The organism is Streptomyces sp. DSM 106670 (genome assembly GCF_055792845.1).
Genome location: NZ_CM147704.1, coordinates 7,108,315 through 7,133,036 on the forward strand (window position 1 = coordinate 7,108,315; position 24,722 = coordinate 7,133,036).

The 24,722-nt window shown below is 70.8% G+C and carries 21 protein-coding genes; 5 read left to right on the plus strand and 16 right to left on the minus strand.

Annotation, left to right across the window (positions count from 1 at the left end):
• Positions 1 to 31 precede the first annotated feature (31 nt).
• The 11 genes from ACSMXR_RS31500 to ACSMXR_RS31550 all read right to left on the minus strand — a co-directional run bounded on the left by ACSMXR_RS31500 (position 32) and on the right by ACSMXR_RS31550 (position 12,830).
• Positions 32 to 880: a hypothetical protein gene (locus ACSMXR_RS31500; protein WP_473170425.1), complete on the minus strand. Its 849-nt coding sequence runs from the start codon at positions 878 to 880 to the stop codon at positions 32 to 34.
• A gap of 279 nt (positions 881 to 1,159) precedes the next feature.
• A complete protein-coding gene (gene pssA, locus ACSMXR_RS31505; RefSeq protein ID WP_170994412.1) occupies positions 1,160 to 1,987 on the minus strand; it encodes a CDP-diacylglycerol--serine O-phosphatidyltransferase in 828 nt (275 codons plus the stop codon).
• Positions 1,988 to 2,009: 22 nt separating this feature from the next.
• Positions 2,010 to 2,657 (minus strand): phosphatidylserine decarboxylase, encoded by a 648-nt coding sequence (locus tag ACSMXR_RS31510; RefSeq protein WP_137228967.1) that lies wholly within the window; start codon positions 2,655 to 2,657, stop codon positions 2,010 to 2,012.
• Between the two features lie 180 nt (positions 2,658 to 2,837).
• Positions 2,838 to 4,043, minus strand: a complete 1,206-nt coding sequence (locus ACSMXR_RS31515; protein WP_003965075.1) for an acyl-CoA dehydrogenase family protein — start codon at positions 4,041 to 4,043, stop codon at positions 2,838 to 2,840.
• A 49-nt stretch (positions 4,044 to 4,092) separates the two neighbouring features.
• Positions 4,093 to 4,596: a MaoC family dehydratase gene (locus ACSMXR_RS31520; protein WP_010058362.1), complete on the minus strand. Its 504-nt coding sequence runs from the start codon at positions 4,594 to 4,596 to the stop codon at positions 4,093 to 4,095.
• Positions 4,597 to 4,598: 2 nt separating this feature from the next.
• On the minus strand, positions 4,599 to 5,573 hold the full coding sequence (locus tag ACSMXR_RS31525; RefSeq protein ID WP_137228965.1) for an HpcH/HpaI aldolase/citrate lyase family protein: 975 nt from the start codon (positions 5,571 to 5,573) through the stop codon (positions 4,599 to 4,601).
• Positions 5,570 to 7,582, minus strand: a complete 2,013-nt coding sequence (locus tag ACSMXR_RS31530) for a protein meaA (protein WP_137228963.1) — start codon at positions 7,580 to 7,582, stop codon at positions 5,570 to 5,572. Before ACSMXR_RS31530 ends, ACSMXR_RS31525 begins: the two co-directional genes overlap by 4 nt.
• A gap of 9 nt (positions 7,583 to 7,591) precedes the next feature.
• The gene (gene ccrA, locus ACSMXR_RS31535) at positions 7,592 to 8,929 is read right to left on the minus strand and encodes a crotonyl-CoA carboxylase/reductase (RefSeq protein WP_137228961.1); all 1,338 of its coding nucleotides are present in this window, start codon (positions 8,927 to 8,929) and stop codon (positions 7,592 to 7,594) included.
• 356 nt (positions 8,930 to 9,285) lie between these two features.
• The gene (locus ACSMXR_RS31540; protein ID WP_473170426.1) at positions 9,286 to 10,077 is read right to left on the minus strand and encodes a GNAT family N-acetyltransferase; all 792 of its coding nucleotides are present in this window, start codon (positions 10,075 to 10,077) and stop codon (positions 9,286 to 9,288) included.
• Positions 10,078 to 10,141: 64 nt separating this feature from the next.
• Positions 10,142 to 10,957 (minus strand): TetR family transcriptional regulator, encoded by an 816-nt coding sequence (locus ACSMXR_RS31545; protein WP_473170427.1) that lies wholly within the window; start codon positions 10,955 to 10,957, stop codon positions 10,142 to 10,144.
• A gap of 91 nt (positions 10,958 to 11,048) precedes the next feature.
• A complete protein-coding gene (locus tag ACSMXR_RS31550; protein WP_473172470.1) occupies positions 11,049 to 12,830 on the minus strand; it encodes a 3-hydroxyacyl-CoA dehydrogenase family protein in 1,782 nt (593 codons plus the stop codon).
• 360 nt (positions 12,831 to 13,190) lie between these two features.
• Between ACSMXR_RS31550 and ACSMXR_RS31555 the strand changes: the two genes are divergently transcribed.
• Positions 13,191 to 13,775, plus strand: a complete 585-nt coding sequence (locus ACSMXR_RS31555) for an adenylosuccinate lyase (RefSeq protein WP_256341852.1) — start codon at positions 13,191 to 13,193, stop codon at positions 13,773 to 13,775.
• On the opposite strand, the gene ACSMXR_RS31560 is transcribed toward ACSMXR_RS31555, so the two are convergent.
• The 3 genes from ACSMXR_RS31560 to ACSMXR_RS31570 form a co-directional block, all read right to left on the minus strand.
• Positions 13,753 to 14,316, minus strand: coding sequence for a GNAT family N-acetyltransferase (locus ACSMXR_RS31560; protein WP_137228956.1), 564 nt, complete (start codon positions 14,314 to 14,316; stop codon positions 13,753 to 13,755). The genes ACSMXR_RS31555 and ACSMXR_RS31560 overlap by 23 nt on opposite strands.
• Before the next feature lie 78 nt (positions 14,317 to 14,394).
• Complete coding sequence (locus ACSMXR_RS31565) at positions 14,395 to 15,981, minus strand: alpha/beta hydrolase (RefSeq protein WP_137228954.1); 1,587 nt, start codon at positions 15,979 to 15,981, stop codon at positions 14,395 to 14,397.
• A 143-nt stretch (positions 15,982 to 16,124) separates the two neighbouring features.
• Positions 16,125 to 17,156, minus strand: a complete 1,032-nt coding sequence (locus tag ACSMXR_RS31570; protein WP_473170428.1) for an Rv2578c family radical SAM protein — start codon at positions 17,154 to 17,156, stop codon at positions 16,125 to 16,127.
• A 123-nt stretch (positions 17,157 to 17,279) separates the two neighbouring features.
• On the opposite strand from ACSMXR_RS31570, the gene ACSMXR_RS31575 reads away from it, so the two are divergent.
• From ACSMXR_RS31575 to ACSMXR_RS31585, 3 genes are all read left to right on the plus strand, one after another.
• Positions 17,280 to 17,672, plus strand: coding sequence for a VOC family protein (locus tag ACSMXR_RS31575; protein WP_137228950.1), 393 nt, complete (start codon positions 17,280 to 17,282; stop codon positions 17,670 to 17,672).
• Between the two features lie 87 nt (positions 17,673 to 17,759).
• A complete protein-coding gene (locus ACSMXR_RS31580) occupies positions 17,760 to 18,203 on the plus strand; it encodes an SRPBCC family protein (RefSeq protein WP_103507621.1) in 444 nt (147 codons plus the stop codon).
• Between the two features lie 185 nt (positions 18,204 to 18,388).
• Positions 18,389 to 20,848 carry an MFS transporter gene (locus ACSMXR_RS31585; protein WP_381793300.1) on the plus strand — a complete coding sequence of 820 codons (2,460 nt, stop codon included), beginning with the start codon at positions 18,389 to 18,391 and terminating at the stop codon, positions 20,846 to 20,848.
• Positions 20,849 to 20,910: 62 nt separating this feature from the next.
• Here the strand turns inward: ACSMXR_RS31585 and ACSMXR_RS31590 are convergent, their stop codons facing one another.
• Positions 20,911 to 21,840, minus strand: a complete 930-nt coding sequence (locus tag ACSMXR_RS31590) for a LysR family transcriptional regulator (protein ID WP_473170429.1) — start codon at positions 21,838 to 21,840, stop codon at positions 20,911 to 20,913.
• A 130-nt stretch (positions 21,841 to 21,970) separates the two neighbouring features.
• Between ACSMXR_RS31590 and ACSMXR_RS31595 the strand changes: the two genes are divergently transcribed.
• The gene (locus ACSMXR_RS31595; RefSeq protein WP_137228942.1) at positions 21,971 to 22,975 is read left to right on the plus strand and encodes an aldo/keto reductase; all 1,005 of its coding nucleotides are present in this window, start codon (positions 21,971 to 21,973) and stop codon (positions 22,973 to 22,975) included.
• Between the two features lie 6 nt (positions 22,976 to 22,981).
• On the opposite strand, the gene ACSMXR_RS31600 is transcribed toward ACSMXR_RS31595, so the two are convergent.
• Entirely contained in the window at positions 22,982 to 24,667 is a 1,686-nt protein-coding gene (locus ACSMXR_RS31600; protein ID WP_473170430.1) for a purine-cytosine permease family protein, read from the minus strand.
• Positions 24,668 to 24,722 lie beyond the last annotated feature (55 nt).

The window sequence follows — 24,722 nt, forward strand, 5'->3', positions numbered from 1 at the left end:
AGGGGTCAGTGCCTTTCGTCCGGGCCCGCGGTCACTTCAGTTCCAGCTCGACGCGGTAGAGCACCTTGGCGCCGCCCTCGGCGGCGATCCGCAGCAGGTCGCTGTTCTGGTAGCCCTTCGCGCCCTTGACCGACACGGCCGTCGTCACCGGGCCGATCCGGGACTTGGTCCACACATAGTCCTGGGTCCCGCCGGAGCCGGGCCCGGTGTACTTCCCGGCCTCGAAGAGCGAGGCGTCCGCGTTGCGCACGTCCTTCTGGTCGAACTGGAGCGACATCAGGCCGCTCAGCCGCTGCCCGCCGCCCAGCTCCTGCTGCGGGCAGCGGAAGCTCTCCTGCACGGTGTCCTTGATCTCCTTGTCGGCGCCCGCCTCGCTCCGGTGCACGGTCACGGTCACCGCCCCCTGGACCCGGCCCTTGCCGTCCTGCGCCGGGATGTCGAGCCGCCGCGTGAAGCTGTCCAGCACGCCGGAGGGCAGCGCGGAGCGGGTCCAGACGCAGGATTCCGGGAGCACGGTCCAGCTGCCGGCGCTCTCGTACGGTGTGTGCCGGACCATCCCGGCCGTCCAGTCGGCCTCACCGAGCGCGGCGTTCCGCGTCAGCTTCCGGGCCTGGGCCGCGGTCTTCGGCACCCGCTCCGGGTCCGGCGTGAAGTCGTAGGCGCTGGGCAGCGCCCCCGGCAGCGTGGACTGCTCCGGGTCCGGCTTCCCGGTCGCCCCGGTCTTCTCGCCGTCGGTCGCCGGTCCGCCCTGCTTCGCCGATCCGCTCGGCTTCGGGTCGGGCCGGTTCTCGCCCTTCGACCCCGACCCACCACATCCGGCCAGCAACACCCCCGCCGCCGCGACCGCCACCACGCGTGTCCCCACCAGCATCAGCTTCATCTCGGACCCCCCTGGTCCCCCGGACCGCACCCTGGCCGAAAGGGCCCGGGCGTCGGTTGCGAGGTGATTCTAAGAGCGGATCGCGCCACGGTGACGGGAACCCGGTACTCACCTCGCTGCCGAAACTTCTCAGCCATCGGGAGGGCTTCGCCTCTGGCGGCCCACGGCGCGCGGTGGTATGCGGCGCCGAGCGGGCCCGGCGGGCTCGGTACCGGGAACGCACGAGGGCCCGGATGCCGGGGAGCATCCGGGCCCTCGCCCTGGTCCACACACGTACCGCTACGGCAGCTGTGCCGCCCGCGCCTCGCGCCGGTTGTCACGGAACGTGTTCACCCGTCGCGCCGTGGCGAACAGCGGGATCACCGCGCCGAGCACCACCTGGAGCGCGCAGCCCGTCTGGAGCAGCAGCTGACCGCCGGGCGCGTCGAACGCCCATGCGGCGAGCAGCCCCATCGCGGCCACGATCCAGCCGAGCATCGCCACCGCGAGGATGCCCCGCGGCTTGGGGTACTCCACCCGGCTCACCATCAGCCAGGCGACGCCGACGATCGCGAGCAGCGTCGGGATGAAGGGCAGCTCCAGGAGCACGATCGAGACGACCGTCAGCGCTCCGAAGGGGCTCGGCATGCCCTGGAACATGCCGTCCTTCAACGTCACACAGGAGAATCTGGCAAGCCTGAGCACCACCGCCAGCAACACGACGATCGCCGCCAGCGCCGACACCCGCTGATGGGCGTCGTCGGCGACCATGCCGTACACGAGCACGAAGTAGGCCGGCGCGAGCCCGAAGCTGATGAGGTCCGAGAGGTTGTCCAGCTCGGCGCCCATCGGCGAGGAGCGCAGCTTGCGCGCCACGAGTCCGTCGAACAGGTCGAAGATCGCGGCCATCAGCATCAGGATCACCGCGGTGGCGGCCGAGTGCCGGGCCATGCCCGTCTCGTCGCTGCCCGTGAGGTGCGGGATCAGAATGCCCGTGGTGGTGAAGTACACCGCCATGAACCCGCACGTCGCGTTACCGAGCGTGAGCGTGTCCGCTATCGACAGCCGCATCGACAGCGGCATGTCCTCCGCGCCGTCGGCGTCGTTCGCCTCGTCCGCCTCCGGCACCCAGCCAGCCTTGGTATCAGGATCAATCACGGTCAATTCGAGTCACCCCCGCGGTGGTGGCCTGACCGACCTCGACCGCGACATCGATACCCTCCGGGAGGTAGATGTCCACGCGCGAGCCGAAGCGGATCAGGCCGATGCGCTCGCCCTGCTCCACCTTCGTGCCCTGGGGGAGGTACGGCACGATCCGACGGGCGACCGCTCCCGCGATCTGCACCATCTCGATGTCGCCGAGCTCGGTGTCGAAGTGCCAGACAACGCGCTCGTTGTTCTCGCTCTCCTTGTTGAAAGCCGGAACGAACCCGCCCGGGATGTGCTCGACCGACGTCACGGTGCCCGCCAGCGGCGCGCGGTTGACGTGGACGTTGAGCGGGCTCATGAAGATCGCGACGCGGGTGCGCCCGTCCTTCCACGGCATGATGCTCTGCACCACACCGTCGGCCGGGGAGATGACCCGGCCGTCAGTGATCTCGCGCTCGGGGTCACGGAAGAACCACAGCATGCCCGCCGCGAGCGCGGTGGTGGGCACAGCCGCTGCTGCCCAGCGCCCCGACTTGCGGGCGCGGACCAGGCTGAGGGCTGCGGTGGCGACGGTCGGCAGGAGCCACGGCGATGCTCCGCGGGCGATGCGGACCCCGCCGCGGGGTGCGGAGGAAGTGCTGTCGGGCATGGATGACCTTCGTAGCGGATGATGCCGCGCTGGCAACGGGGGACGGCGGCTTTCCGAAGATGCTATCGGTTGCCGGGCGCAACTGGGCAAGCCAGCAGCCGAGTCGGACGGCGGAAAGGCACCCGCCGAGGCTGACCTGGTGTGATGTTCTTCGCCACCAAATCACCTCGAAAGGGACATTCAGCCCTGGAATCGGTACTCCTCCAAGAGGCGCCGGCCAATGATCATTTTCTGGATCTCGGCGGTACCTTCACCGATCAGCAGCATCGGCGCCTCGCGGTAGAGGCGCTCGATCTCGTACTCCTTGGAGAAGCCGTAACCGCCGTGGATACGGAAGGCGTCCTCGACGACTTCCTTGCAGTACTCGGAGGCGAGGTACTTCGCCATCCCTGCCTCCAGGTCGTTTCGTTCCCCGGAGTCCTTTTTGCGTGCCGCATTCACCATCATCGCATGAGCGGCTTCGACCTTGGTGGCCATTTCGGCCAGTTTGAACTGGATCGCCTGGTGCTGGGCGATCGGTTTGCCGAAGGTGTGGCGCTGCTGGGCGTACGAAACGCCCAGCTCGAATGCACGCTGCGCGACTCCGCAGCCACGCGCGGCGACATTCACCCGCCCGACCTCGACGCCGTCCATCATTTGGTAAAACCCTCGGCCGGTCGTGCCGCCGAGGACGCGATTGGCCGGAATGCGCAGGTCGTCCATGATGAGCTCGGTCGTGTCGACGCCCTTGTAGCCCATCTTGTCGATCTTCCCGGGGATGGTCAGGCCGGGCCGGACCTCTCCGAATCCGGGCTCCTTCTCCACCAGGAAGGTCGTCATCGACTTGTGCGGCGCGGTCCCCTCGGGGTGGCCTTCGTCACTTCGGCAGAGAACGGCCACCAAAGTGGACGTTCCGCCGTTCGTCAGCCACATCTTCTGGCCGTTGAGAACGTACTCCTCGCCGTCCTTCACGCCCTTCGACGAAATCGCCGAGACGTCCGAGCCGAGCGCCGGCTCCGACATCGAGAACGCGCCCCGCACCTCGCCGAGCGCCATCCGCGGCAGGAACGTGTCCTTCTGCTCCTGGGTGCCGTGCTGCTTGAGCATGTAGGCCACGATGAAATGCGTGTTGATGATGCCCGACACGCTCATCCAGCCGCGCGCGATCTCCTCCACGCACAGCGCGTAGGTGAGCAGCGACTCACCCAGACCCCCGTACTCCTCGGGGATCATCAGCCCGAACAGGCCGAGTTCCTTGAGCCCCTCGACGATTTCCGTGGGGTACTCGTCGCGGTGCTCCAGCTGGGTCGCGACCGGAATGATCTCCTTGTCGACGAAATCCCGGACCGTGGAAAGGATTTCCCGCTGGATGTCGTTCAGACCGGCGGTCTGGGCGAGTCGCGTCATGGCTGCTTCTCCTGTGGCTTCACGCGGATGGCCTTAAGGCTTCACACAGTTACTTGGCGGGCGTCGGGCGGCCGGGCTGCTCCCCGCCGCGCTCCTTGATGTACGTCTCGGTGGGGACCATCACCTTGCGCCGGAACACGCAGACCACGGTGCCGTCCTGCTTGTAGCCCTTGGTCTCCACGTACACGATCCCGCGGTCGTTCTTGGACTTCGACGGGGTCTTGTCCAGCACGGTCGTCTCGCCGTAGATCGTGTCGCCGTGGAAGGTCGGCGCGATGTGCTTGAGCGATTCGACCTCCAGATTGGCGATGGCCTTTCCGGAGACGTCCGGCACCGACATGCCGAGCAGCAGCGAGTAGATGTAGTTGCCGACGACCACGTTCTTGCCGAAGTCGGTCGTCTTCTCCGCGTAATTGCTGTCCATGTGCAGCGGGTGGTGATTCATGGTCAGCAGGCAGAAGAGGTGGTCGTCGTACTCCGTGACCGTCTTTCCGGGCCAGTGCTTGTAGACGGCACCGACCTCGAACTCCTCAAAGGTGCGTCCGAACTGCATGATCAGGCCTCCGGGGCTTCGAACTTGGAGGTGCGCTGCATTCCGGCGGCCCGGCCCTTGCCCGCGATGACCAGGGCCATCTTGCGGCTGGCCTCGTCGATCATCTCGTCGCCGAGCATCGCCGAGCCCTTCTTGCCGCCCTCCTCGGAGGTGCACCAGTCATAGGCGTCGAGGATCAGCTCGGCGTGGTCGTAGTCCTCCTGCGAGGGCGAGAACACCTCGTTGGCCGCGTCGACCTGACCCGGGTGCAGCACCCACTTGCCGTCGAAGCCGAGGGCGGCGGCACGGCCGGCCACCTCGCGGTAGGCGTCCACGTCACGGATCTGGAGGAACGGGCCGTCGATCGCCTGGAGGTCGTGCGTACGGGCCGCCATCAGGATGCGCATCAGGATGTAGTGGTAGGCGTCGGCCGGGTAGCCGGGCGGCTGCTGGCCGACGACCAGGGTCTTCATGTTGATCGAGGCCATGAAGTCGGCCGGGCCGAAGATCAGCGTCTCCAGCCGGGGCGAGGCGGCGGCGATCTCGTCGATGTTCACCAGGCCCTTGGCGTTCTCGATCTGCGCCTCGATGCCGATCTTCCCGACCTCGAAGCCCATCGTCTTCTCGATCTGGGTCAGCAGCAGGTCCAGCGCCACGACCTGCTGGGCGTCCTGGACCTTCGGCAGCATGATGCAGTCGAGGTTCGGCCCCGCGCCCTCGACGACCGCGATGACGTCCCGGTACGTCCAGTGCGTCGTCCAGTCGTTGACCCGCACGACCCGGGTCTTGCCGCTCCAGTCACCGTTGTTGAGCGCGTCCACGATGTGGTGGCGGGCGCCCTCCTTGGCGAGCGGCGCGACGGCGTCCTCCAGGTCCAGGAAGACCTGGTCGGCCGGGAGGCCCTGGGCCTTCTCCAGGAAGCGCGGGTTCGAGCCCGGCACGGCCAGACACGAACGGCGCGGGCGCAGACGGTTGACCGAGGGGGTGGGCGTGGTCATGCGGGGACCTCCAGAGGGTCGAGCTTGTTCGCTTTCCGGATCTCGTCGACGATACGGCCGATGATCTCGGTGATGCCGAAGTCCTTCGGGGTGAAGACGGCGGCCACTCCGGCTTCGATGAGCGCCGCTGCGTCGGCCGGCGGGATGATGCCGCCCGCGATCACCGGGATGTCCGGCGCCCCGGCCTCGCGCAGCCGGTGCAGCACGTCGGGCACCAGCTCCGCGTGCGAGCCGGAGAGGATGGACAGCCCCACGCAGTGCACGTCCTCGGCGATCGCCGCGTCGGTGATCTGCTCGGGGGTCAGCCGGATGCCCTGGTAGACCACCTCGAACCCGGCGTCCCTGGCCCGTACGGCGATCTGCTCGGCGCCGTTGGAGTGTCCGTCCAGGCCCGGCTTGCCGACCAGCAGGCGCAGCCGTCCCACGCCCAGGTCGGCGGCGGTCCGGGTGACCTTCTCGCGGACCAGGGCGAGCGTGCTGCCCGGCTCGGCGGTGACCGCGACCGGGGCCGAGGAGACCCCGGTGGGCGCGCGGAACTCGCCGAAGACGTCCCGCAGCGCCCAGGACCACTCGCCGGTGGTGACGCCCGCGCGGGCGCACTCGACGGTGGCCTCCATCATGTTCTCGGTGCCCGCCGCGGCCTTCTTCAGCGCGGCCAGCGCCTCGGACGCCCGTGCCTCGTCGCGGTTGTCGCGCCACTCGTGCAGGGCCGCGACGACCCGGGCCTCGTTCTCCGGGTCGACGGTCATGATCGCGCCGTCGAGGTCGGAGGTGAGCGGGTTGGGCTCGGTCGTCTCGTAGATGTTGACGCCGACGATCTTCTCCTCGCCGCCCTCGATCCGGGCCCGGCGTGCCGCGTGCGAGGAGACCAGCTCGGACTTGAGGTAACCGGACTCGACGGCCGCCATCGCGCCGCCCATCTGCTGGATCCGGTCGATCTCCGCCAGCGACTCCTCGACCAGCGAGTCCACCTTGGCCTCGATGACATGGGAACCGGCGAAGATGTCCTCGTACTCCAGCAGATCGCTCTCGTGCGCCAGCACCTGCTGGATCCGCAGCGACCACTGCTGGTCCCAGGGCCGGGGCAGCCCCAGCGCCTCGTTCCAGGCCGGCAGCTGTACGGCGCGGGCGCGGGCGTCCTTGGAGAGGGTGACGGCCAGCATCTCCAGGACGATGCGCTGGACGTTGTTCTCCGGCTGCGCCTCGGTCAGCCCGAGGGAGTTGACCTGGACGCCGTAGCGGAAGCGGCGCTGCTTGGCGTCGGCGATGCCGTACCGCTCGCGGGTGACGCGGTCCCAGATGCGGCCGAAGGCGCGCATCTTGCACATCTCCTCGATGAAGCGGACGCCCGCGTTCACGAAGAACGAGATCCGGGCGACCACGTCACCGAACTTCTCCTCGGGCACCTGGCCCGAGTCGCGGACCGCGTCGAGCACCGCGATGGCGGTCGACATGGCGTACGCGATCTCCTGGACCGGGGTGGCCCCCGCCTCCTGGAGGTGGTAGCTGCAGATGTTGATCGGGTTCCACTTGGGGATGCGGTTGACCGTGTACGTGATCATGTCCGTGGTCAGCCGCAGCGAGGGCACCGGCGGGAAGACGTGCGTCCCGCGCGAGAGGTACTCCTTCACGATGTCGTTCTGCGTGGTGCCCTGGAGCTTGGTGGGGTCGGCCCCCTGCTCCTCCGCGACCACCTGGTAGAGCGCCAGCAGCCACATGGCGGTCGCGTTGATCGTCATCGAGGTGTTCATCTGCTCCAGGGGGATGTCCTGGAACAGCCGCCGCATGTCACCGAGGTGCGAGACGGGAACACCGACACGGCCCACCTCGCCGCGGGCGAGAATGTGGTCCGGGTCGTATCCGGTCTGCGTCGGCAGATCGAAGGCGACCGAGAGACCCGTCTGGCCCTTGGCGAGGTTGCGGCGGTACAGCTCGTTGGACGCCTCGGCGGTCGAGTGACCGGCGTACGTCCGCATGAGCCAGGGCCGGTCCTTCTGACGTTCGTTCATCGGAGAACCTCAGACGTTGCGGAAGCGGTTGATGGCGTCGATGTGCTGCTCGCGCATTTCCTGGTCGCGCACGCCCAGACCCTCGCGGGGGGCCAGGGCGAGGACGCCGACCTTGCCCTGGTGCAGGTTGCGGTGGACGTCGTAGGCGGCCTGCCCGGTGTCCTCCAGGGAGTACGTCCTGGAGAGCGTCGGGTGGATTTTGCCCTTGGCGATGAGGCGGTTGGCCTCCCACGCCTCGCGGTAGTTGGCGAAGTGCGAGCCGATGATGCGCTTGAGGGACATCCACAGGTAGCGGTTGTCGTACTCGTGCATGTAGCCCGAGGTGGAGGCGCAGGTGGTGATCGTGCCGCCCTTGCGGGTGACGTAGACCGAGGCGCCGAAGGTCTCGCGGCCCGGGTGCTCGAAGACGATGTCGATGTCCTCGCCGCCGGTGTGCTCGCGGATGCGCTTGCCGAAGCGCTTCCACTCCTTCGGGTCCTGGGTGTGCTCGTCCTTCCAGAACCTGTAGCCCTCGGCGTTGCGGTCGATGACCGCCTCGGCGCCCATGGCGCGGCAGATGTCGGCCTTCTCCGGGCTGGAGACGACACAGATCGGGTTGGCGCCGCCGGCCAGCGCGAACTGGGTGGCGTAGGAGCCGAGCCCGCCGCTGGCGCCCCAGATCAGCACGTTGTCGCCCTGCTTCATGCCCGCGCCGTTGCGCGAGACGAGCTGGCGGTACGCGGTCGAGTTGACCAGGCCCGGGGACGCGGCCTCCTCCCAGCTGAGGTGCTGGGGCTTGGGCATCAGCTGGTTGGACTTGACGAGCGCGATCTCGGCGAGCCCGCCGAAGTTCGTCTCGAAGCCCCAGATCCGCTGCTCGGGGTCGAGCATCGTGTCGTTGTGGCCGTCGGAGGACTCCAGTTCGACCGACAGGCAGTGCGCGACGACCTCGTCGCCCGGGTTCCAGGCGTTCACGCCGGGCCCGGTGCGCAGGACGACGCCCGCCAGGTCGGAGCCGATGACGTGGTACGGCAGGTCGTGGCGCTTGGAGAGCTCGCTGAGCTTCCCGTAGCGCTCCAGGAAGTTGAACGTCGACACCGGCTCGAAGATCGACGTCCAGACGGAGTTGTAGTTCACCGAACTGGCCATCACGGCGACGAGGGCCTCGCCGGGGCCGAGTTCGGGGACCGGGACGTCGTCGAGGTGGATCGACTTGCGGGGGTCCTTGTCACGGGTTTCGAGGCCCGCGAACATCTCCGCCTCGTCCTTGTGCACGGTGATCGCGCGGTAGGACTCGGGGAGGGACAGGGCCGCGAAGTCCGCGGCCGTGCTGTCCTGCGACTGAATCGCGTCCAGGATTTCCTTCACGGTGTTGCCTCCGGTGATGCGGCGTCGAGGGAACGCTTGAGGGGCCCTGCTGGCAGGGGGAGCGGTGCGGTGTGGAGGTGTTGCCGTCGGTTCGGCAGGTGGAGCTCGGCTTTGCTCGGTGGAGCAGAAGGGTGCCTGTGACGCAGGCGTCCGGGCGCGCAGCACGGTGGTTGCGGGGACAGCCGGCGTACGTGTGAGGTCTCAGCACGCCGGCCGCCCGGACACCTTCAACGTATGGCACTCCGTGACACCTGACAAGGCACCCAGTGCCAACAATTTCTCTCACTTGTCATCCCGTGGGCACGCATGAGCAACACGATGGGTGTTACGGGACGTTCTGTCCTGCTGGCAGGCGGTTATCCGGCCGCGCGGTACACATACGGCGTCGTCGTGCCGAGCGCCGTGAAGCCGAGCCGGGCCAGGATCGGGGCCGACATGTCGCTCGCGTCGACCTGCAGATAGCGGTAGCCGCGCTCGGCGGCGATCCGTGCCCGGTACGCGACCAGCGCCCGGTAGACGCCCCTGCCCCGCCACTCCGCGACCGTGCCGCCGCCCCAGAGCCCCGCGAAGCCCGTGCCCGGGTACAGCTCCATCCGGGCCGAGCTGACCGGCTCCCCTTCGGCCAGCGCCATGACCGCCACGAAGTCGTCGGGGGCCTCCGCCAGCCGCTTCACGACCTGGTGCAGGAGGCGGGTCCCGTCCGTGCCGAACGCCCGCTCATGGGCCCGCGCCATCTGCTCCGCGCCCGCCGCGTCCGTCACCGGGCGCAGCGTGACGCCGTCGGGCAGGACGACCGGCCCGGTCAGCAGCTCCGTGGGCGCCACCAGCAGGGTTTCCGGCGGCTCCGGTATGAATCCGGCCGCGCGCAGCCGCTCGCCCAGGTCGGCCGGCCGGTCGGGGGAGTGGAGCTTCCACTCGAACTCCTCGTGGCCGAGTGCGGCCCAGTGCTCGATCTGGGCCCTGATCGCCGCGTCGGCCCCGGCGGCGTCCAGCTCCGGGTCCGACCAGACGACGCCGTTCCAGTCGTCCGGCCCGCCCACCTGGCGTACCACGGGCCCGGCGCGCTCGACCCGCACGCCCGGCCCGTCGGGGCGGGCGTGCTCGCGCATCATGCGGTCGTACAGGTCGCGTACCTCTTCGGTTCTCATGGGCGAACCGAACCACGGGCCCCGGACCGCCGCGAACGGGTTTACGGCGCGGCTCGCAGGGCCCTCAGCGCTCCTTGAGCGCCTGCTGGATCGTCCGCATGACCTCGTCCAGCGGGGCGTCGGTACGCGCCACCGCGACAAGCACCTCGCCCTCCTTCGCGACCGTCGCCGCCGGGGCCCGCTCGGGCTCGGCGGCCGCGGTCCGGCCGGCTCCGATGCCGGTGCCGAAGGTGTCCCGCACGATCGCGAAGGCGCGGTCGAGCTGGGCCTCCACATCGCCCTGGCCGCCCGCCCGCAGCCAGCGGCGCAGCACATGGTTGTGCGCGGTGACCACGGCGGACGCGGCGACCTCCGCGAGCAGCGGGTCGTCGTTGCCCACATGGTGGTCGCGCTCGTCGAAGTGGCCCAGGAGATAGCGGGTGAACAGCCGCTCGTAGCGGGCCACCGACGCGATCTCGGCCTCCCGGAGGGTCGGTACCTCACGGGTCAGTTTGTAGCGGGCCACGGAGACGGCGGGCTTGGCCGCGTACATCTTCATGACTTCCTTGATGCCGCGGCAGACGGTGTCGAGCGGATGCTCGTGCGCGGGGGCGGCGTTCAGGACGGCCTCGGCCCTGACGAGAGTGTCGTCGTGGTCCGGGAAGATGGCCTCTTCCTTGGAGCGGAAGTGGCGGAAGAACGTCCGCCGGGCCACTCCCGCGGCGCCCGCGATCTCGTCGACGGTGGTCGCCTCGTAGCCCTTCGTGGCGAAGAGCTCCATCGCGGCGGCGGCCAGTTCGCGGCGCATCTTGAGCCGTTGGGCGGCCGCGCGCGTCCCCGCGGTGGTCTCCGGGGCGTCGGTCGCGGCGGTGGCACGGGGTGACTTGGCGGGCTGGGACATGGCATGAACGTAACGCATCGGTGCAGGAGAGCGCGCCTGCGGGGGCGGGCCGCCGGAGGGTCCCAGCAGCCCGCCCCACCCGGCTCCCGGGTCAGCGACGGGCATATTCGCGGAAGCCGCGCCCCGTCTTGCGGCCGAGGCAGCCCGCGGCGACCAGGTGCTCCAGCAGCGGCGCGGGCGCCAGGCCCGGGTCGCGGAACTCCTTGTGCAGCACCTTCTCGATGGCCAGCGAGACGTCCAGGCCGACCACGTCGAGCAGTTCGAACGGGCCCATCGGGTAGCCGCCGCCCAGCTTCATCGCCGCGTCGATGTCGTCCAGCGAGGCGTAGTGCTCCTCGACCATCTTGATCGCGTTGTTGAGGTACGGGAACAGCAGCGCGTTCACGATGAACCCGGCCCGGTCCCCGCAGTCCACCGGGTGCTTGCGGATCCTCGCGCAGACGGCGCGGACCGTGGCGTGCACATCGTCGGCGGTCAGGACCGTGCGGACCACCTCGACCAGCTTCATCGCGGGCGCCGGGTTGAAGAAGTGCATCCCGATGACGTCCTCGGGGCGGGCGGTCGCCCGGGCGATGGCGACGACCGGCAGCGAGGAGGTGGTGGTGGCGAGCACCGAGCCCGGCCGGCAGACCTTGTCCAGCGTGGCGAACAGCTGCCGCTTGATCTCCAGGTCCTCGGCGACCGCCTCGACGGCGAGGTCGACCTCGGCGAACGCGTCCAGCGAACCGGCCGCCGTGATCCGGGCCAGCGTCTCGTCCCGGGCCTCGGCGGTCAGCCGCCCCTTGGTCACCGAGCGCTCCAGCGACTTCGCGATCCGGCCCTTGGCGACATCGGCCTTCTCCTGGGTCCTGGCCGCCAGCACCACGGCGTAACCGGCCTTCGCGAAGACCTCCGCGATCCCGGACGCCATCGTCCCGGAGCCCGCGACGCCCACCGACGCCACCTCCCGGCTCGCACCGGCCTCGGCGCCGGCCGCCGGGGTCAGCGCGTCGGGCACCACGGTCTGGCCGCCCGGGGCGTCGTACGTGTAGAAGCCGCGCCCGGCCTTGCGACCGGTGAGGCCCGCGCTGCTGAGCTGCCCGAGGACGGGGGCCGGGGCGTGCAGCCGGTCGTGGGACTCGGCGTACATGGCCTCCAGGACCGTGCGCGCGGTGTCGATGCCGATCAGGTCCAGCAGGGCGAGCGGGCCCATCGGCAGCCCGCAGCCCAGCTTCATCGCGGCGTCGATGTCCTCGCGGGACGCGTAGTTCGCCTCGTACATCGCGGCGGCCTGGTTGAGATACCCGAAGAGCAGCCCGTCCGCGACGAACCCGGGCCGGTCGCCGACCGCGACGGGCTCCTTGCCCAGGTCCCGGGCCAGCTGGGTGACGGCCTCGACGGCGGGCGGCGCGGTCAGCACCGAGGAGACCACCTCGACCAGCTTCATCGCGGGCGCCGGGTTGAAGAAGTGCAGGCCGAGCACGCGCTCGGGGTGCTGGGACTCGGCGGCCAGCCGGGTCACCGACAGGGCGTTGGTGCCGGTCGCCAGGATCGCGGTCGGGGAGACGATCGCGTCGAGCTCCCGGAACACCTGCTGCTTGATCTCGTACGTCTCCGGCACCACCTCGACGACCAGCTCGGCCTCGGCGGCGGTGCGCAGATCGTCGGAGGTACGGAACCGGGCGAGGGCGTCGCTCCGCTCCTGCTCGGTGATCCGTCCACGGCCCACGGCCCGTGCGGTGGACGCTTCGAGGGAGGCGACGGCCGCCAGGGCGGCCGTCTCGCTGATGTCGATGCCGATGACCTCGCGGCCCGCCAGGGCCAGGACCTCGGCGATGCCGGTGCCCATGGTGCCGAGGCCGACGACGGCGATGGTGGAGAGAGGGGTGTCCATCACGGGACTCCAGGGTGAGTGACGACTGTGGGAGCACGGCGCGCGCGGCGATGAGGGAGCGGCGCGTGGCGTACGGAAGCTGCGTGTCGTGGAGCGCGGGGCCGAGGCGCGAAGAGCGCGCGCCCGGCCGTGAGGGGTGACGGACTCTGTCCCGGAGTCACGTCGCACGGAAAGCCGAACCGACAAGCACTCCGGATGGCTGCGTCACCAGGCCACCGGAGCCTGCGGGGAGTGTGCCCCGCTCAGATGAGACTAACCGGCGAGTAACGAGCGCGCCACCCCTGGATCCTTGTGCCCTGGGCCACAGGAACTCCTCGATGCCCGCCCGTACGGAGCGTGTCCGTCGATACGCTGAGCGTCATGGATGACGTCATGGACGAGGAGTTCCGTTCACTCGTGGACCGGCTGGAACCCGAGGCGGCCGGATCGCCGCAGTACGCCCGGCTCGTCGCCGTCGAGGACCCCGAGGAGCTGGCCCGCGTCCTCGTGGAGCCGCACCGCCCGCTGTGGGCCCGCGAGCTGGCCGCCTTCCGGCTCGGCTGCGCGGGCGACCGGCGGGCCTTCGAGGCGCTGGTGCTCCTGCTCAACCACCGCGACCCCGAACGCTGCGTCTCCGCCGCCCACGCCCTGGCCCGCCTGAACGACCCCCGAACGCCCCGGGCCGCCGCCGCCCTCGCCACCAACGCGCTGCGCACCGCCTATGCCCTGCACCCGGTGCGCCTGCTGACCGACCTGCGGGCCCCCGAGTCGGTCCCCGCCCTGGTCGCCACCCTCCAACGCCTGCTGGCCCCCGGCGAACCGCACTGGCGCGTCGCCCTGGCCTGCGTCGAGGGCCTCGGCCGCCTCGCCGACGACCGCGCCCGGCCGGTCCTCACGGCGGCCCTGCCGCACCCGCGCCTGGGCACGGCGGCGGCGGACGCGCTCAGCCGGCTGCCGGGGGAGTGAGCGGGCGGACGTAGCGCACCTCGGTCACCAGGGCCCCGCCCGCCGTGAACGTGTCCTCGGCCCCGTCCGGCCGGAACCCGGCCCGCTCGTAGAACCGGCGCGCCGGACCGTTGTCGCGGAGCACCCACAGCGCCATGTCCGGGTGGCCCGCGGCGGCGGCCCGGGCCGTCAGCTCGGCCAGCAGGGCGCGCCCGGTGCCGGTCCCGATGTGCTCGGGCAGGACGTAGATCGCGTACAGCTCGCAGCCGGGGCGCCCGTGGTCCTCGGCGCGGTGCGGGCCGACGCAGGCCCAGCCGGTGACGGTCCCGTCGGGCAGTTCGGCGACCACGTTCACGGTCTCGCCGCGTTCCTCGAAGTACCTGCGCCGCAGCCCGGTCTCCTCGGCGATGTCCATCCGGTCCAGATACGGCTGCGGCAGCAGGCCCCGGTAGGCGTGCTGCCAGCCGCGCACCCGGACCGTGGCGACCGCCTCGCAGTCGTCGATCCGCATGTCGCGGACGGTGGTGCCGGGCGGGTGCGGGGGAGTGGCGGAGTGGCTCATGCCGGGCCATCCTCGTCCACTCTCCCGCGCCCCGCCCGTGATTTTCCGCGTGCCGTCAACCGGCCCGCCGGAGGCGGCTCAGCGGCGGAAGCCCAGCAGACCGTGCAGCCGGCTGCCCTTGCTGTTGTCCACCGACTGGGCCGCCGCCTTCTCGGCGGGCAGCGGCTTCGGGTCCGGCAGGGCGGCACAGACCGCGTCCGCCTCGCCCCGGCCGCGCGGCACCGTGCCGTCGGTCAGATAGGCCGTCAGATGCTCGTCCAGGCAGTCGTTGCCGCTCAGCGTGATGCCGTGGTTGCCGCCGCCCTCCTCCACGACGAGGCTGGAGCCCTTGAGCTTGCGGTGCATGCTGACCGCGCCGCCGTACGGGGTCGCCGCGTCGTCCGTGGCCTGGAGGATGAGCGCCGGGGGCAGCTGGTGGTTGTTCACCCGGATCGGCTGCAGCGGCGCCACCGGCCAGTTCGCGCACGGCGCGTTGTACCAGGTGTTGTTCCAGGTCATGAACGGCGCCTTCTTGTGGATCCGGCGGCTGTCGTTGCGCCAGGTGCTCCAGTGCTCCGGCCAGCCGGCGTCGCGGCACTGGACGGCCGTGTAGACCGAGTAGCCGTTGTCGCCGCTCGCGTCGACCGCGCCGAAGTTCTCGTACACCTCGACCAGCGCCTCGGCGTCGCGGTTCTTCACGTACGCGGCGAACGCCTCGGCGAGATAGGGCCAGTAGCCGTTGTAGTACCCGCCGGGCAGGAAGGTGTCCTCCAGCTCGCTCGCGCCGACCGTGCCGCCCGCCGGCTCCCGCGCCACGTCCGCCCGCATCCGGTACCAGGCGGCCTCGACCGCCGCCGGGTCGGTGCCCAGGCCGTACGCCGCGTCGTGCTTCGCGACCCAGGCGGCGAAGGCCTTGTGGCGGTCGTCGAAGGCGTAGTCCTGGCCGAGGTTGCCCTCGTACCAGACGTCGTCCGGGTCGACGACCGAGTCCAGGACCAGCCGGCGTACGCGCTCCGGGTGGAGCTTGGCGTAGACCGCGCCGAGATAGGTGCCGTAGGAGTAGCCGAAGTAGTTGATCTGCCGGGAGCCCAGCGCCCGGCGGATCACGTCCAGATCCTTGGCCGCGCTGACCGTGTCCATGTACGGCAGCACATCGCCGTGCTTCTCGCCGCAGGCCCGGGCGAAGGACTCCGCCCGGTCGCGGTTGATCCGCTCCGCGCGGTAGGACGTCGGCACCGAGTCCGGGCGCACCGGATCGAAGTGCCCGGGCAGGCAGTTCAGGGCCGGGGTGCTCTTGCCGACGCCGCGCGGGTCGAAGCCGATCACGTCGTACTGCGCGGCGACCTTCTTCGGCAGCGAGGACGCCACGAACCCGGCCATCGACAGACCGCTGCCGCCCGGACCGCCCGGGTTGACCAGCAGCGGGCCCTGGAACTTCTTCGCGGTGTGCGGGACGCGGGACAGCGCGAGCGTGACCTGACGGCCCGACGGGCGGCGGTGGTCCAGCGGGGCACGGACCTTCGCGCACTGGAGCGTCGGATAGCTCTCGGTCGGACAGTCGGTCCACTTCAGCTTCGGGGCGGGCGGCGTGCTCGCCGAGGTGGCGGCGGCCGGGCCGGGCGCGGCGGTCAGCAGACCGGCCACGGTCGCACCGACGGCGACCAGAATTCCTGCACGTTTCGTCATGGGGCCTCCCGGAGTGGCGGGACGCGGCGCCGGATCACCGGTCCCCGCCGCATGCTCCCCGAATTCCCCGGCGGAAGGGCCCGTTCCGCGCGGACCGGGCCCGTACGGTCACGCCATCGGCCCCACCGGAGGCCCCCCGGTCCTCACAGCAGGGTCAGCTGGGTCGGGCCGGGCTCCGGTGCGGCGGCGGGCGCCGGGGCGATCCGCCGGGGCGCGCCCCGGTGAGCCGGGCCGATCCCGAACTCGTCCGCCAGCTCGTGCACCTGACGGGTGATCCGGCGCTGGTACCAGGTGGGGGCGTACGCCCCGTCCGCGTACATCCGCTCGTAGCGCTCCACCAGATGCGGATGGTGCTGCCCCAGCCAGTGCATGTACCACTCGCGCGCGCCGGGGCGCAGATGCAGCACCAGCGGGGTCACCGAGGCCGCGCCCGCGTCCGCGACGGCGGCGACGGTGGCGCGCAACTGCTCGGGGCGGTCGCCGAGGAACGGGATGACCGGGGCCATCAGGACCGAGCAGCCGATCCCGGCGTCGGTGAGCGCCCGCACCACGTCCAGCCGGCGTTCGGGCGAGGGCGTGCCCGGCTCGACCGTCCGCCACAGCTCCCGGTCGGTGAAGCCCACGGAGACCGAGACACCGATCTCGGCGACCTCCGCGGCCTGCCGCAGCAGCTCCAGGTCCCGCAGGATCAGCGTGCCCTTGGTCAGGATGGAGAAGGGGTTGGCCCGGTCGCGCAGGGCGGTGATGATGCCCGGCATGAGCCGGTAGCGGCCCTCCGCCCGCTGGTAGCAGTCGACGTTGGTGCCCATCGCGATGTGCTCGCCTCGCCAGTGCCGGGAGGCCAGTTCGCGCTGGAGCAGCTCGGCGGCGTTGATCTTGACGACGATCTGCGAGTCGAAGCCGATCCCGGTGTCCAGGTCCAGATAGCTGTGGGTCTTGCGGGCGAAGCAGTACACGCAGGCGTGTGTGCAGCCCCGGTACGGATTCACCGTCCATTCGAACGGCATCCGTGAGGCTCCGGGCACCCGGTTCAGGATCGAACGGGCCCGGATCTCGTGGAAGGTGATTCCCCGGAATTCAGGTGTGTCGAACGTGCGCGTGGTCACCGCGTCCGCGGCGAAGAGCGCGCTGTTCCCGGTCGTCGAGCTGTTCTCGACCAGATTGTCCCAGCGCATGGACTCCTCCTCGGTAGCACTGACCGCAGAATAGAACACTTGTTCCCTTGATCGTGCGAGGCGGACCCCGCGACTACCGTGTGGCCCCTGGAGGAACCGCTACGTGACCGGGAGGTCCCGACCATGGCCAGCAAGTTCACCGAGCTCGCGATCGACTGCGCCGACCCCGCCGGCCTCGCCCGCTTCTGGTGCGCGGTCCTCGGCTACGAGGTGCAGGACGTGGACGAGGACGAGGGCGTCGTCATGATCGGCTCGCCCGAGGTGCCCGAGGGCAAGAGCCGCCCGGGGCCGGTGCCCCCGGCGCTGACCTTCGCGCGGGTCCCCGAGGGCAAGACCGTCAAGAACCGGCTCCACATCGACGTGAACCCCACCGACCGCGAGCAGGGCGAGGAGGTCGAGCGGCTGCTCGCGCTCGGCGCCCGCCGCGCCGACGTCGGTCAGGGCGACGCGCACTGGGTCGTTCTCACCGACCCGGAGGGCAACGAGTTCTGCGTCCTCGGGACCCGCTGCCCCTGACCCCGTACGGCCCCGATTTTGAGCGGCCGCACCCCAGGTGGTTGGCTCAGCCCACCCCCCGATTCACCGATTGCTGGAGGAACAGCCATGGCGCAGGTCGAGGCCACCACGGAGCGGATCATCGCGGCGGACGCAGAGGCGGTGTTCGACGCGCTGGCCGACTACAAGGACGTCCGCGGCAAGGTGCTGACCGGGCACTTCAGCGAGTACGAGGTCCGGGAGGGCGGCGACGGCGAGGGCACCCTCGTGCACTGGAAGCTCCAGGCGACCAGCAAGCGCGTCCGCGACTGCCTGCTGGAGGTCAGCGAGCCGACCGACGGGCAGCTCGTCGAGAAGGACCGCAACTCCTCCATGGTCACCACCTGGACCGTCACCCCGGCCGGTGAGGGCAGGTCCAAGGCCGTCGTGACCACGGTCTGGGACGGCGCGGGCGGCATCGGCGGATTCTTCGAGCGGACCTTCGCGCCCAAGGGCCTCGGCCGGATCTACGACGAGCTCCTCCAGAACCTCGCCACCGAGGTCGAGAAGTAGGAGCGCACGCAGCACCGGCCTCACCGGAACGGGTGGTTTTCCGGGGCGGCCGGTTGTGCGCCGTAGTGGCTCCCACCGGCGCATAAGCCCTCTGTGCGCGCCGTGCACGCCCCTCGTCACGTTTGCCCCGCCTTGCCGCGCGATGCGACAAATGGGCGGCGCAGGTGCGACGAGGGGAGCGTTACGTGGTGGGCGGTATCACGCTGGTGAAGGACGAGCCGGACGGCACGGGACCGGGCGGCCCGGATCCGGACGGCACGGTGGCGACCGTCGAAACCGCCGCACCGCCGCCGCCCCCGGCGGCCGGACCCGGCCCGGACACCGCGGAGATCAGCCCCCGCACGGTCCGCATGGTCTTCCTCGGGCTGATGCTCACCCTGCTGCTCGCGGCGCTCGACCAGATGATCGTCGCCACCGCCCTGCCGAAGATCGTCGGTGAGCTGCACGGCCTGGAGAAGATGTCCTGGGCGGTCACCGCCTACCTCCTCGCCTCCACCATCGTCCTGCCGCTCTACGGCAAGCTCGGCGACCTCTTCGGCCGCAAGGGCGTCTTCCAGTTCGCCATCGTGGTCTTCATCATCGGCTCCGCACTGGCGGGCTGGTCGCGCACCATGGACGAGCTGATCGCCTTCCGCGCCCTCCAGGGCGTCGGCGGCGGCGGCCTCATGATCGGCGTCCAGGCGATCATCGCGGACATCGTCCCGGCCCGGGAGCGCGGCCGCTACATGGGCCTCATCGGCGCGGTCTTCGGCCTCGCCTCGGTCGCCGGACCGCTGCTCGGCGGGTTCTTCACCGACCACGCCTCCTGGCGCTGGTGCTTCTACATCAACGTCCCCTTCGGCCTGGTCACCCTGGCCGTCATCGCGGTCGTCCTCAAGCTGCCCCGGCCCGCCGTCCGGCCCCGCCTCGACGTCCTGGGCGCGGTGCTCCTCGCGGTCGCCTCCACCTGCCTGGTGCTGGTCACCAGCTGGGGCGGCACCGAGTACGCCTGGGGCTCGCGCACCATCCTGGCCCTCTCGGCGGGCGCGGTTCTCACGACGGCGCTCTTCGTCCTCGCCGAACGCCGGGCCGCAGAACCGATCATTCCGCTGCGGCTGTTCCGCGACTCCGTCTTCAACGTCACCGGCCTGGTCGGCGCGGTCGTCGGCGTCGCGCTCTTCGGGGCCGCCAGCTACCTTCCCACCTACCTCCAGATGGTCGACGGGGTCAGCGCCACCGAGTCCGGGCTGCTGATGCTCCCGATGATGATGGGCATCGTCGGCGGCTCCGTCGTCTCCGGCCAGCTCATCACCCGCACCGGCCGCTACCGGATCTACCCGATCGTCGGCAGCGCCGTCTCGGTGGTCGGCATGGGGCTGCTGTCGCTGCTGGAGGCGGACACCTCCCCGCTGGCGTACAGCTTCTACCAGGCCGTTCTCGGCATCGGCATCGGACTGGTCATGTCCGTCCTGGTGCTCGCCGTGCAGAACTCCGTACGCCCGTCCGACCTCGGCACCGCCACCAGCGCCAACAACTACTTCCGGCAGATCGGCGGCAGCGTCGGCGCGGCGATCTTCGGCACGCTGTTCGCCGGGCGGCTCTCCGACGCCCTCGGCGTACGCCTGCCCACCGGCGCGGAGCTGCCCGACCCCGAGTCGATCACCCCGCAGATCGTCCACGCGATGGAACCCGCGCTGCGCGACGCCTACATCCAGGCGTACGTCGACGCGATGCCGCGCATCTTCCTCTACCTCGTGCCGGTGCTCGTGCTCGGCCTGATCCTCGCCTTCTTCCTCAAGGAGAAACCGCTGGTGTCCCACCACAGCCCCGAAGCCGCCGCCGAGCCCACGACCACCCAGATCCCCGCCGCCCGCGCCGACTCCGGCCGCCCGGCCGCCGGTTACCTCTCCGGCGTCCCGGTCCACGGCAGCGTCCAGCACCCCGACGGCACCACCGTCTCCCGGGCCGCCCTCACCCTCATCGACGTCCAGGGGCAGCAGGTCGGGCGCGGGGCCAGCGGCGAGGACGGGCGGTACGCGCTGAGCGTGCCCGGCGCCGGCTCGTACGTCCTGATCGCGGCGGCGGGCGGACACCAGCCGCAGGCCGTCAGCGTCACCGTGGGCGAGCGTCCCGTCGAACTGGACGTAGTGCTCGGCGGCGCCGGACGCCTCGCCGGATCCGTCCTCACCCCCGACGGCGCCCCCGTGCCCGACGCGGCCGTCACCCTCACCGACGTACGCGGCGAGGTCGTCGCCTCCACCCGCACCGGGCGCGAGGGCGGCTATGTCATCGGCGAGCTGATCGCGGGCGAGTACACGCTCGCCGCCAGCGCCCCCGCCTTCCGCCCCGCCGCCCTCCCGGTCAGCGTGCAGGCCGCCCGCGAGACCCGGCAGGACATCGAGCTGGCGGGCGGAGCGGTCCTGCGCGGCGTCGTCCGGGCCACCGGCGGACGCCCCGTCGAGGACGCCCGGGTCACCCTGCTCGACGCGGCGGGCAATGTGGTGGACACGCTCACCACCGGGTCCGACGGCTCGTTCCGGTTCGTCGATCTGTCGTCCGGTGAGTACACGGTGATCGCGGCCGGCTACCCGCCGGTCGCCACCGTCCTCCAGGTCGCGGGCGGCGGCCGCACCGAACGCGACCTCCAGCTCGGCCACGAGGACTGAGGGGTACGGCACGGAGGCGTACGGGGGCGGGCCGGGCGCCCGGGGCCGGTGAGGCTCCGGGTTCAGCCCGCCGCCGGCTCCCGTACGGCCTCGCCGGCCGACTCCCGCACCGGGTCCTCCGCCACCAGCCGCATCAGCGCCCGCGCCCCCGGGCTCAGACTCCGCGCCGCCGGCAGCACCGCCACGCTCTCGTACACCGGCCGGTGCGCGCCCGCCAGCTCCACCGTGACCAGCCGGGCCGCCTCCGGCTTCCGGGAGAAGTGGTGCGGCACCACCGCGATCCCCAGCCCCTCCTGCACCAGCTCCAGCAGACTGTGCACATCGTTGACCTCGAGCCCCACGGTCCGCCGCACCCCGGCCGCCGCGAACGCCTCGTCGGCGGCCCGGCGCGGCCCCCAGTCCGGGTGGAAGTCGATGAACGACGCCCCCGTCAGCTCCGCCCACCCCACCTCCGGCCGCCCGGCGAACCGGTGCCCCGCCGCACACAGCAGCACCATCGGCTCCCGGGCCAGCGGCACCAGCTCCCCGCGCCACTCCGCCGGGCCGACCGTCGCCGCGAACGCCAGGTCGAGGCGGCCGCCCGCCACCCCGTCCAGCAGACTGCTGGTGCCCTCCTGCCGCAGCCTCAGCTCCATCTGCGGATGCTCCCGGTGGAACGCCGCCAGCAGCCGCGCCGGGCTCACCCCCGCCACGCACTGCTCGACCCCCACCGTCAGCGTCCCGCGCAGCAGCCCCCGTACGGCATCGACCGCGTCCCGCGCCGCCCGCGCGCCCGCCAGCGTGCGCTCCGCCTCCACCAGCAGCGCCCGCCCGGCCTCGGTGAGCCGGACCGTGCGCGTGGTGCGGCTGAACAACGGGGTCCGCAGCTCCTGCTCCAGCGCCCGTACGGAGGCGGAGAGCCCGGACTGCGAGACGGCGAGGCGCTCGGCGGCGCGGGTGAAGTGCTGCTCCTCCGCCACGGCGACGAAGTGCTCCAGCTGACGCAATTCCATGATTGAGCAATGTAGGCGATGAATCCGAGCGGAATCTCCTGTTGGACTGCTGGATCGATCTGCGGAAGCCTGGAGCCGTCCCCCCAAGGGATGCCTTGTACGCCCCGGATCTCTCCAGCGGAGCCTGCCCATGTACCTGCCGTCCGCCGACCGCTACTCCGCCATGCCCTACCGGCGCACCGGCCGCAGCGGTCTGAAGCTGCCCGCGCTCTCGCTCGGCCTCTGGCACAACTTCGGGGGAGACCGGACGCCCGAGACGCAGGGCGCGATCCTGCGCCGCGCCTTCGACCTCGGCATCACCCACTTCGACCTGGCCAACAACTACGGCCCGCCGCCCGGCTCCGCCGAAGAGACCCTGGGCCGCGCCCTGGCCACCGACTTCGCCCGGCTTCGCGACGAACTCGTCATCTCCACCAAGGCGGGCTACCACATGTGGGAAGGGCCGTACGGGGAGTGGGGCTCGCGGAAGTACCTGCGCTCCTCGCTCGACCAGAGCCTCAAGCGCCTGGGCGTGGAGTACGTCGACATCTTCTACTCCCACCGCCCCGACCCGGACACGCCCCTCGAAGAGACGATGGGCGCGCTCGACTCCGCCGTACGGCAGGGCAAGGCCCTCTACGTCGGCCTCTCCAACTACTCCGCCGCGCAGACCCGCGAGGCCGCCGCGATCCTCAAGGACCTCGGCACCCCGCTCCTCATCCACCAGCCCCGCTACTCGATGCTCGACCGCCGCATCGAGGACGACGGGCTGCCGGACGTCCTGGACGAGCTGGGCGCCGGGTCCATCGCCTACTCGCCGCTGGAGCAGGGCATCCTCACCGACCGCTATCTGAACGGCATTCCGGCCGGGTCCCGGGCGGCGGGCGCGAGCCCCTTCCTGTCCGCCGACGCCGTCACCCCGCAGCTGGTGGAGCGGCTGCGCGCGCTGGACGCACTGGCGAAGGAGCGCGGCCAGTCGCTCGCGCAGCTGGCCCTGGCATGGGTGCTGCGCGGCGGCCGGCTCACCTCCGCCGTCGTCGGCGCGAGCAGCGTGGCCCAGCTGGAGAACAGCGTCGAGGCCGCCCGGAACCTGGACTTCACCGAGGACGAGCTGTCCCGGATCGAGGAACTGCTGCGGGACGCGAAGGCCGCCTGACGCAGGTCAGGTACGGGAGAGCGGTACGGGCGGGGCGGCCGGCAGCACATGGTCGCCCGCCTTGTCCGTGCTCAGGCACAGCGAGCAGACCATGGCCCCGTGCGCGGCGCAGGCGGCCAGGTCCGGGCGTTCGAAGGACTGCCCGCAGACATGGCAGTCGTACGCGTCCGCGCTCGGGTTGCCCTCGGCGTCCAGCAGCGGCACCGGCATGCCGTCGTCGCTCCGGCGCAGGTAGTACCGGCCCCGGGTGACGATCGCCATGACCGGGGTGAGGACGAAGGCGATCACCACGGCGGCGACCGGGGAGTACGGCTGGACCGTGTCGCCGAAGGCGTGGAAGTACATCGCGATGGACAGCCCGGAGGCGGCGGTGAACGCGGTCACACCGACCGGGTTGACCGCGTAGAGCATGCCGCGGCGGAACTCCGGGGCGTGCGGGGACAGCTTCAGCAGGTACTTGTTGACCCCGATGTCGGTGGCGACGGTCACCACCCAGGCGATGGCGCAGTTGGAGTAGAAGCCCAGGATGCTGTTGAGGAAGCTGAACATGTCGGCCTCCATCAGGATCAGCGCGAAGGCCAGATTGACCAGGACGAAGATCATGCGGCCCGGGTAGTGCTTGGTGACGCGAGTGAAGGAGTTCGTCCACGCCAGCGAGCCGGAGTAGGCGTTCGTCACATTGATCTTGATCTGGCTGATCACCACCAGGACCACGGCCAGCGGGACCACCAGCCAGGACGGCATCATCGCGTCGAACGCCCCGCGGAACTGCTGGATCGGCTCGGTCGCCGCGGCCGGTCCCACCTCGGAGAGGATATAGACGGCGAGGAAGACACCGATGGCCTGCTTGATCGCGCCGAGCACCACCCAGCCGGGACCGGCCATGACCATCGCCGTCCACCAACCGCGCCGGTTCGCCGCGGTCTTCGGCGGCATGAACCGCAGGTAGTCGATCTGCTCACCGATCTGCGCGATGAGCGAGAGGCAGACGCCCGCGCCGAGCAGCACGGACGCCGTGTTCAGACCGCCCTCGCCGTCGGTGCCCGCGTAGGCGAGGAAGGTGTCGACCGTGCCGGGGTCGGTGGCGACCAGATAGACCAGCGGGCCGACCATCAGCAGGAGCCAGACCGGGGTGGTCCACACCTGGAGCTTGCTGAGCGCCTTCATCCCGTAGATGACGAGCGGGATGACCATGAGCGTGGAGACGGCGTAGCCCAGCCACAGCGGCAGCCCGAAGCCGAGCTTCAGGCCCTGAGCCATGATCGCGCCTTCCAGGGCGAAGAAGATCACGGTGAAGCTGGCGAAGATGACGGCGGTGAGGACCGAGCCGTAGTAGCCGAAGCCGGAGCCCCGGGTGATCAGGTCCAGGTCGATGTTGTAGCGGGCCGCGTAGTAGGCGAGCGGGAAGCCGGTGATGAAGATGAGAGCCGCCGCGACCGTGATCGCGACCAGGGCGTTGCCGGTGCCGTGGGCCATGGCGATCCCGGCGCCGATGGAGAAGTCGGCCATGTACGCGATACCGCCCAGCGCGGTGGTCGCCACGACCATCGGGGTCCAGCGCCGGTAACTGCGCGGCGCGAAACGGAGCGTGTAGTCCTCCAGCGTCTCCCGCACCGCCTGGGGTTCGTCCGGGGCGGCGGGCGGTGCGGGGTCCGGTGGGGCCGGTTCGGCGAGCTGTGTGCGGGTGTCCATGGCGGGCGACGCTAGGCAGTCGCCATTACCCTCGCGTACGGCCGGTGTGAAGGCG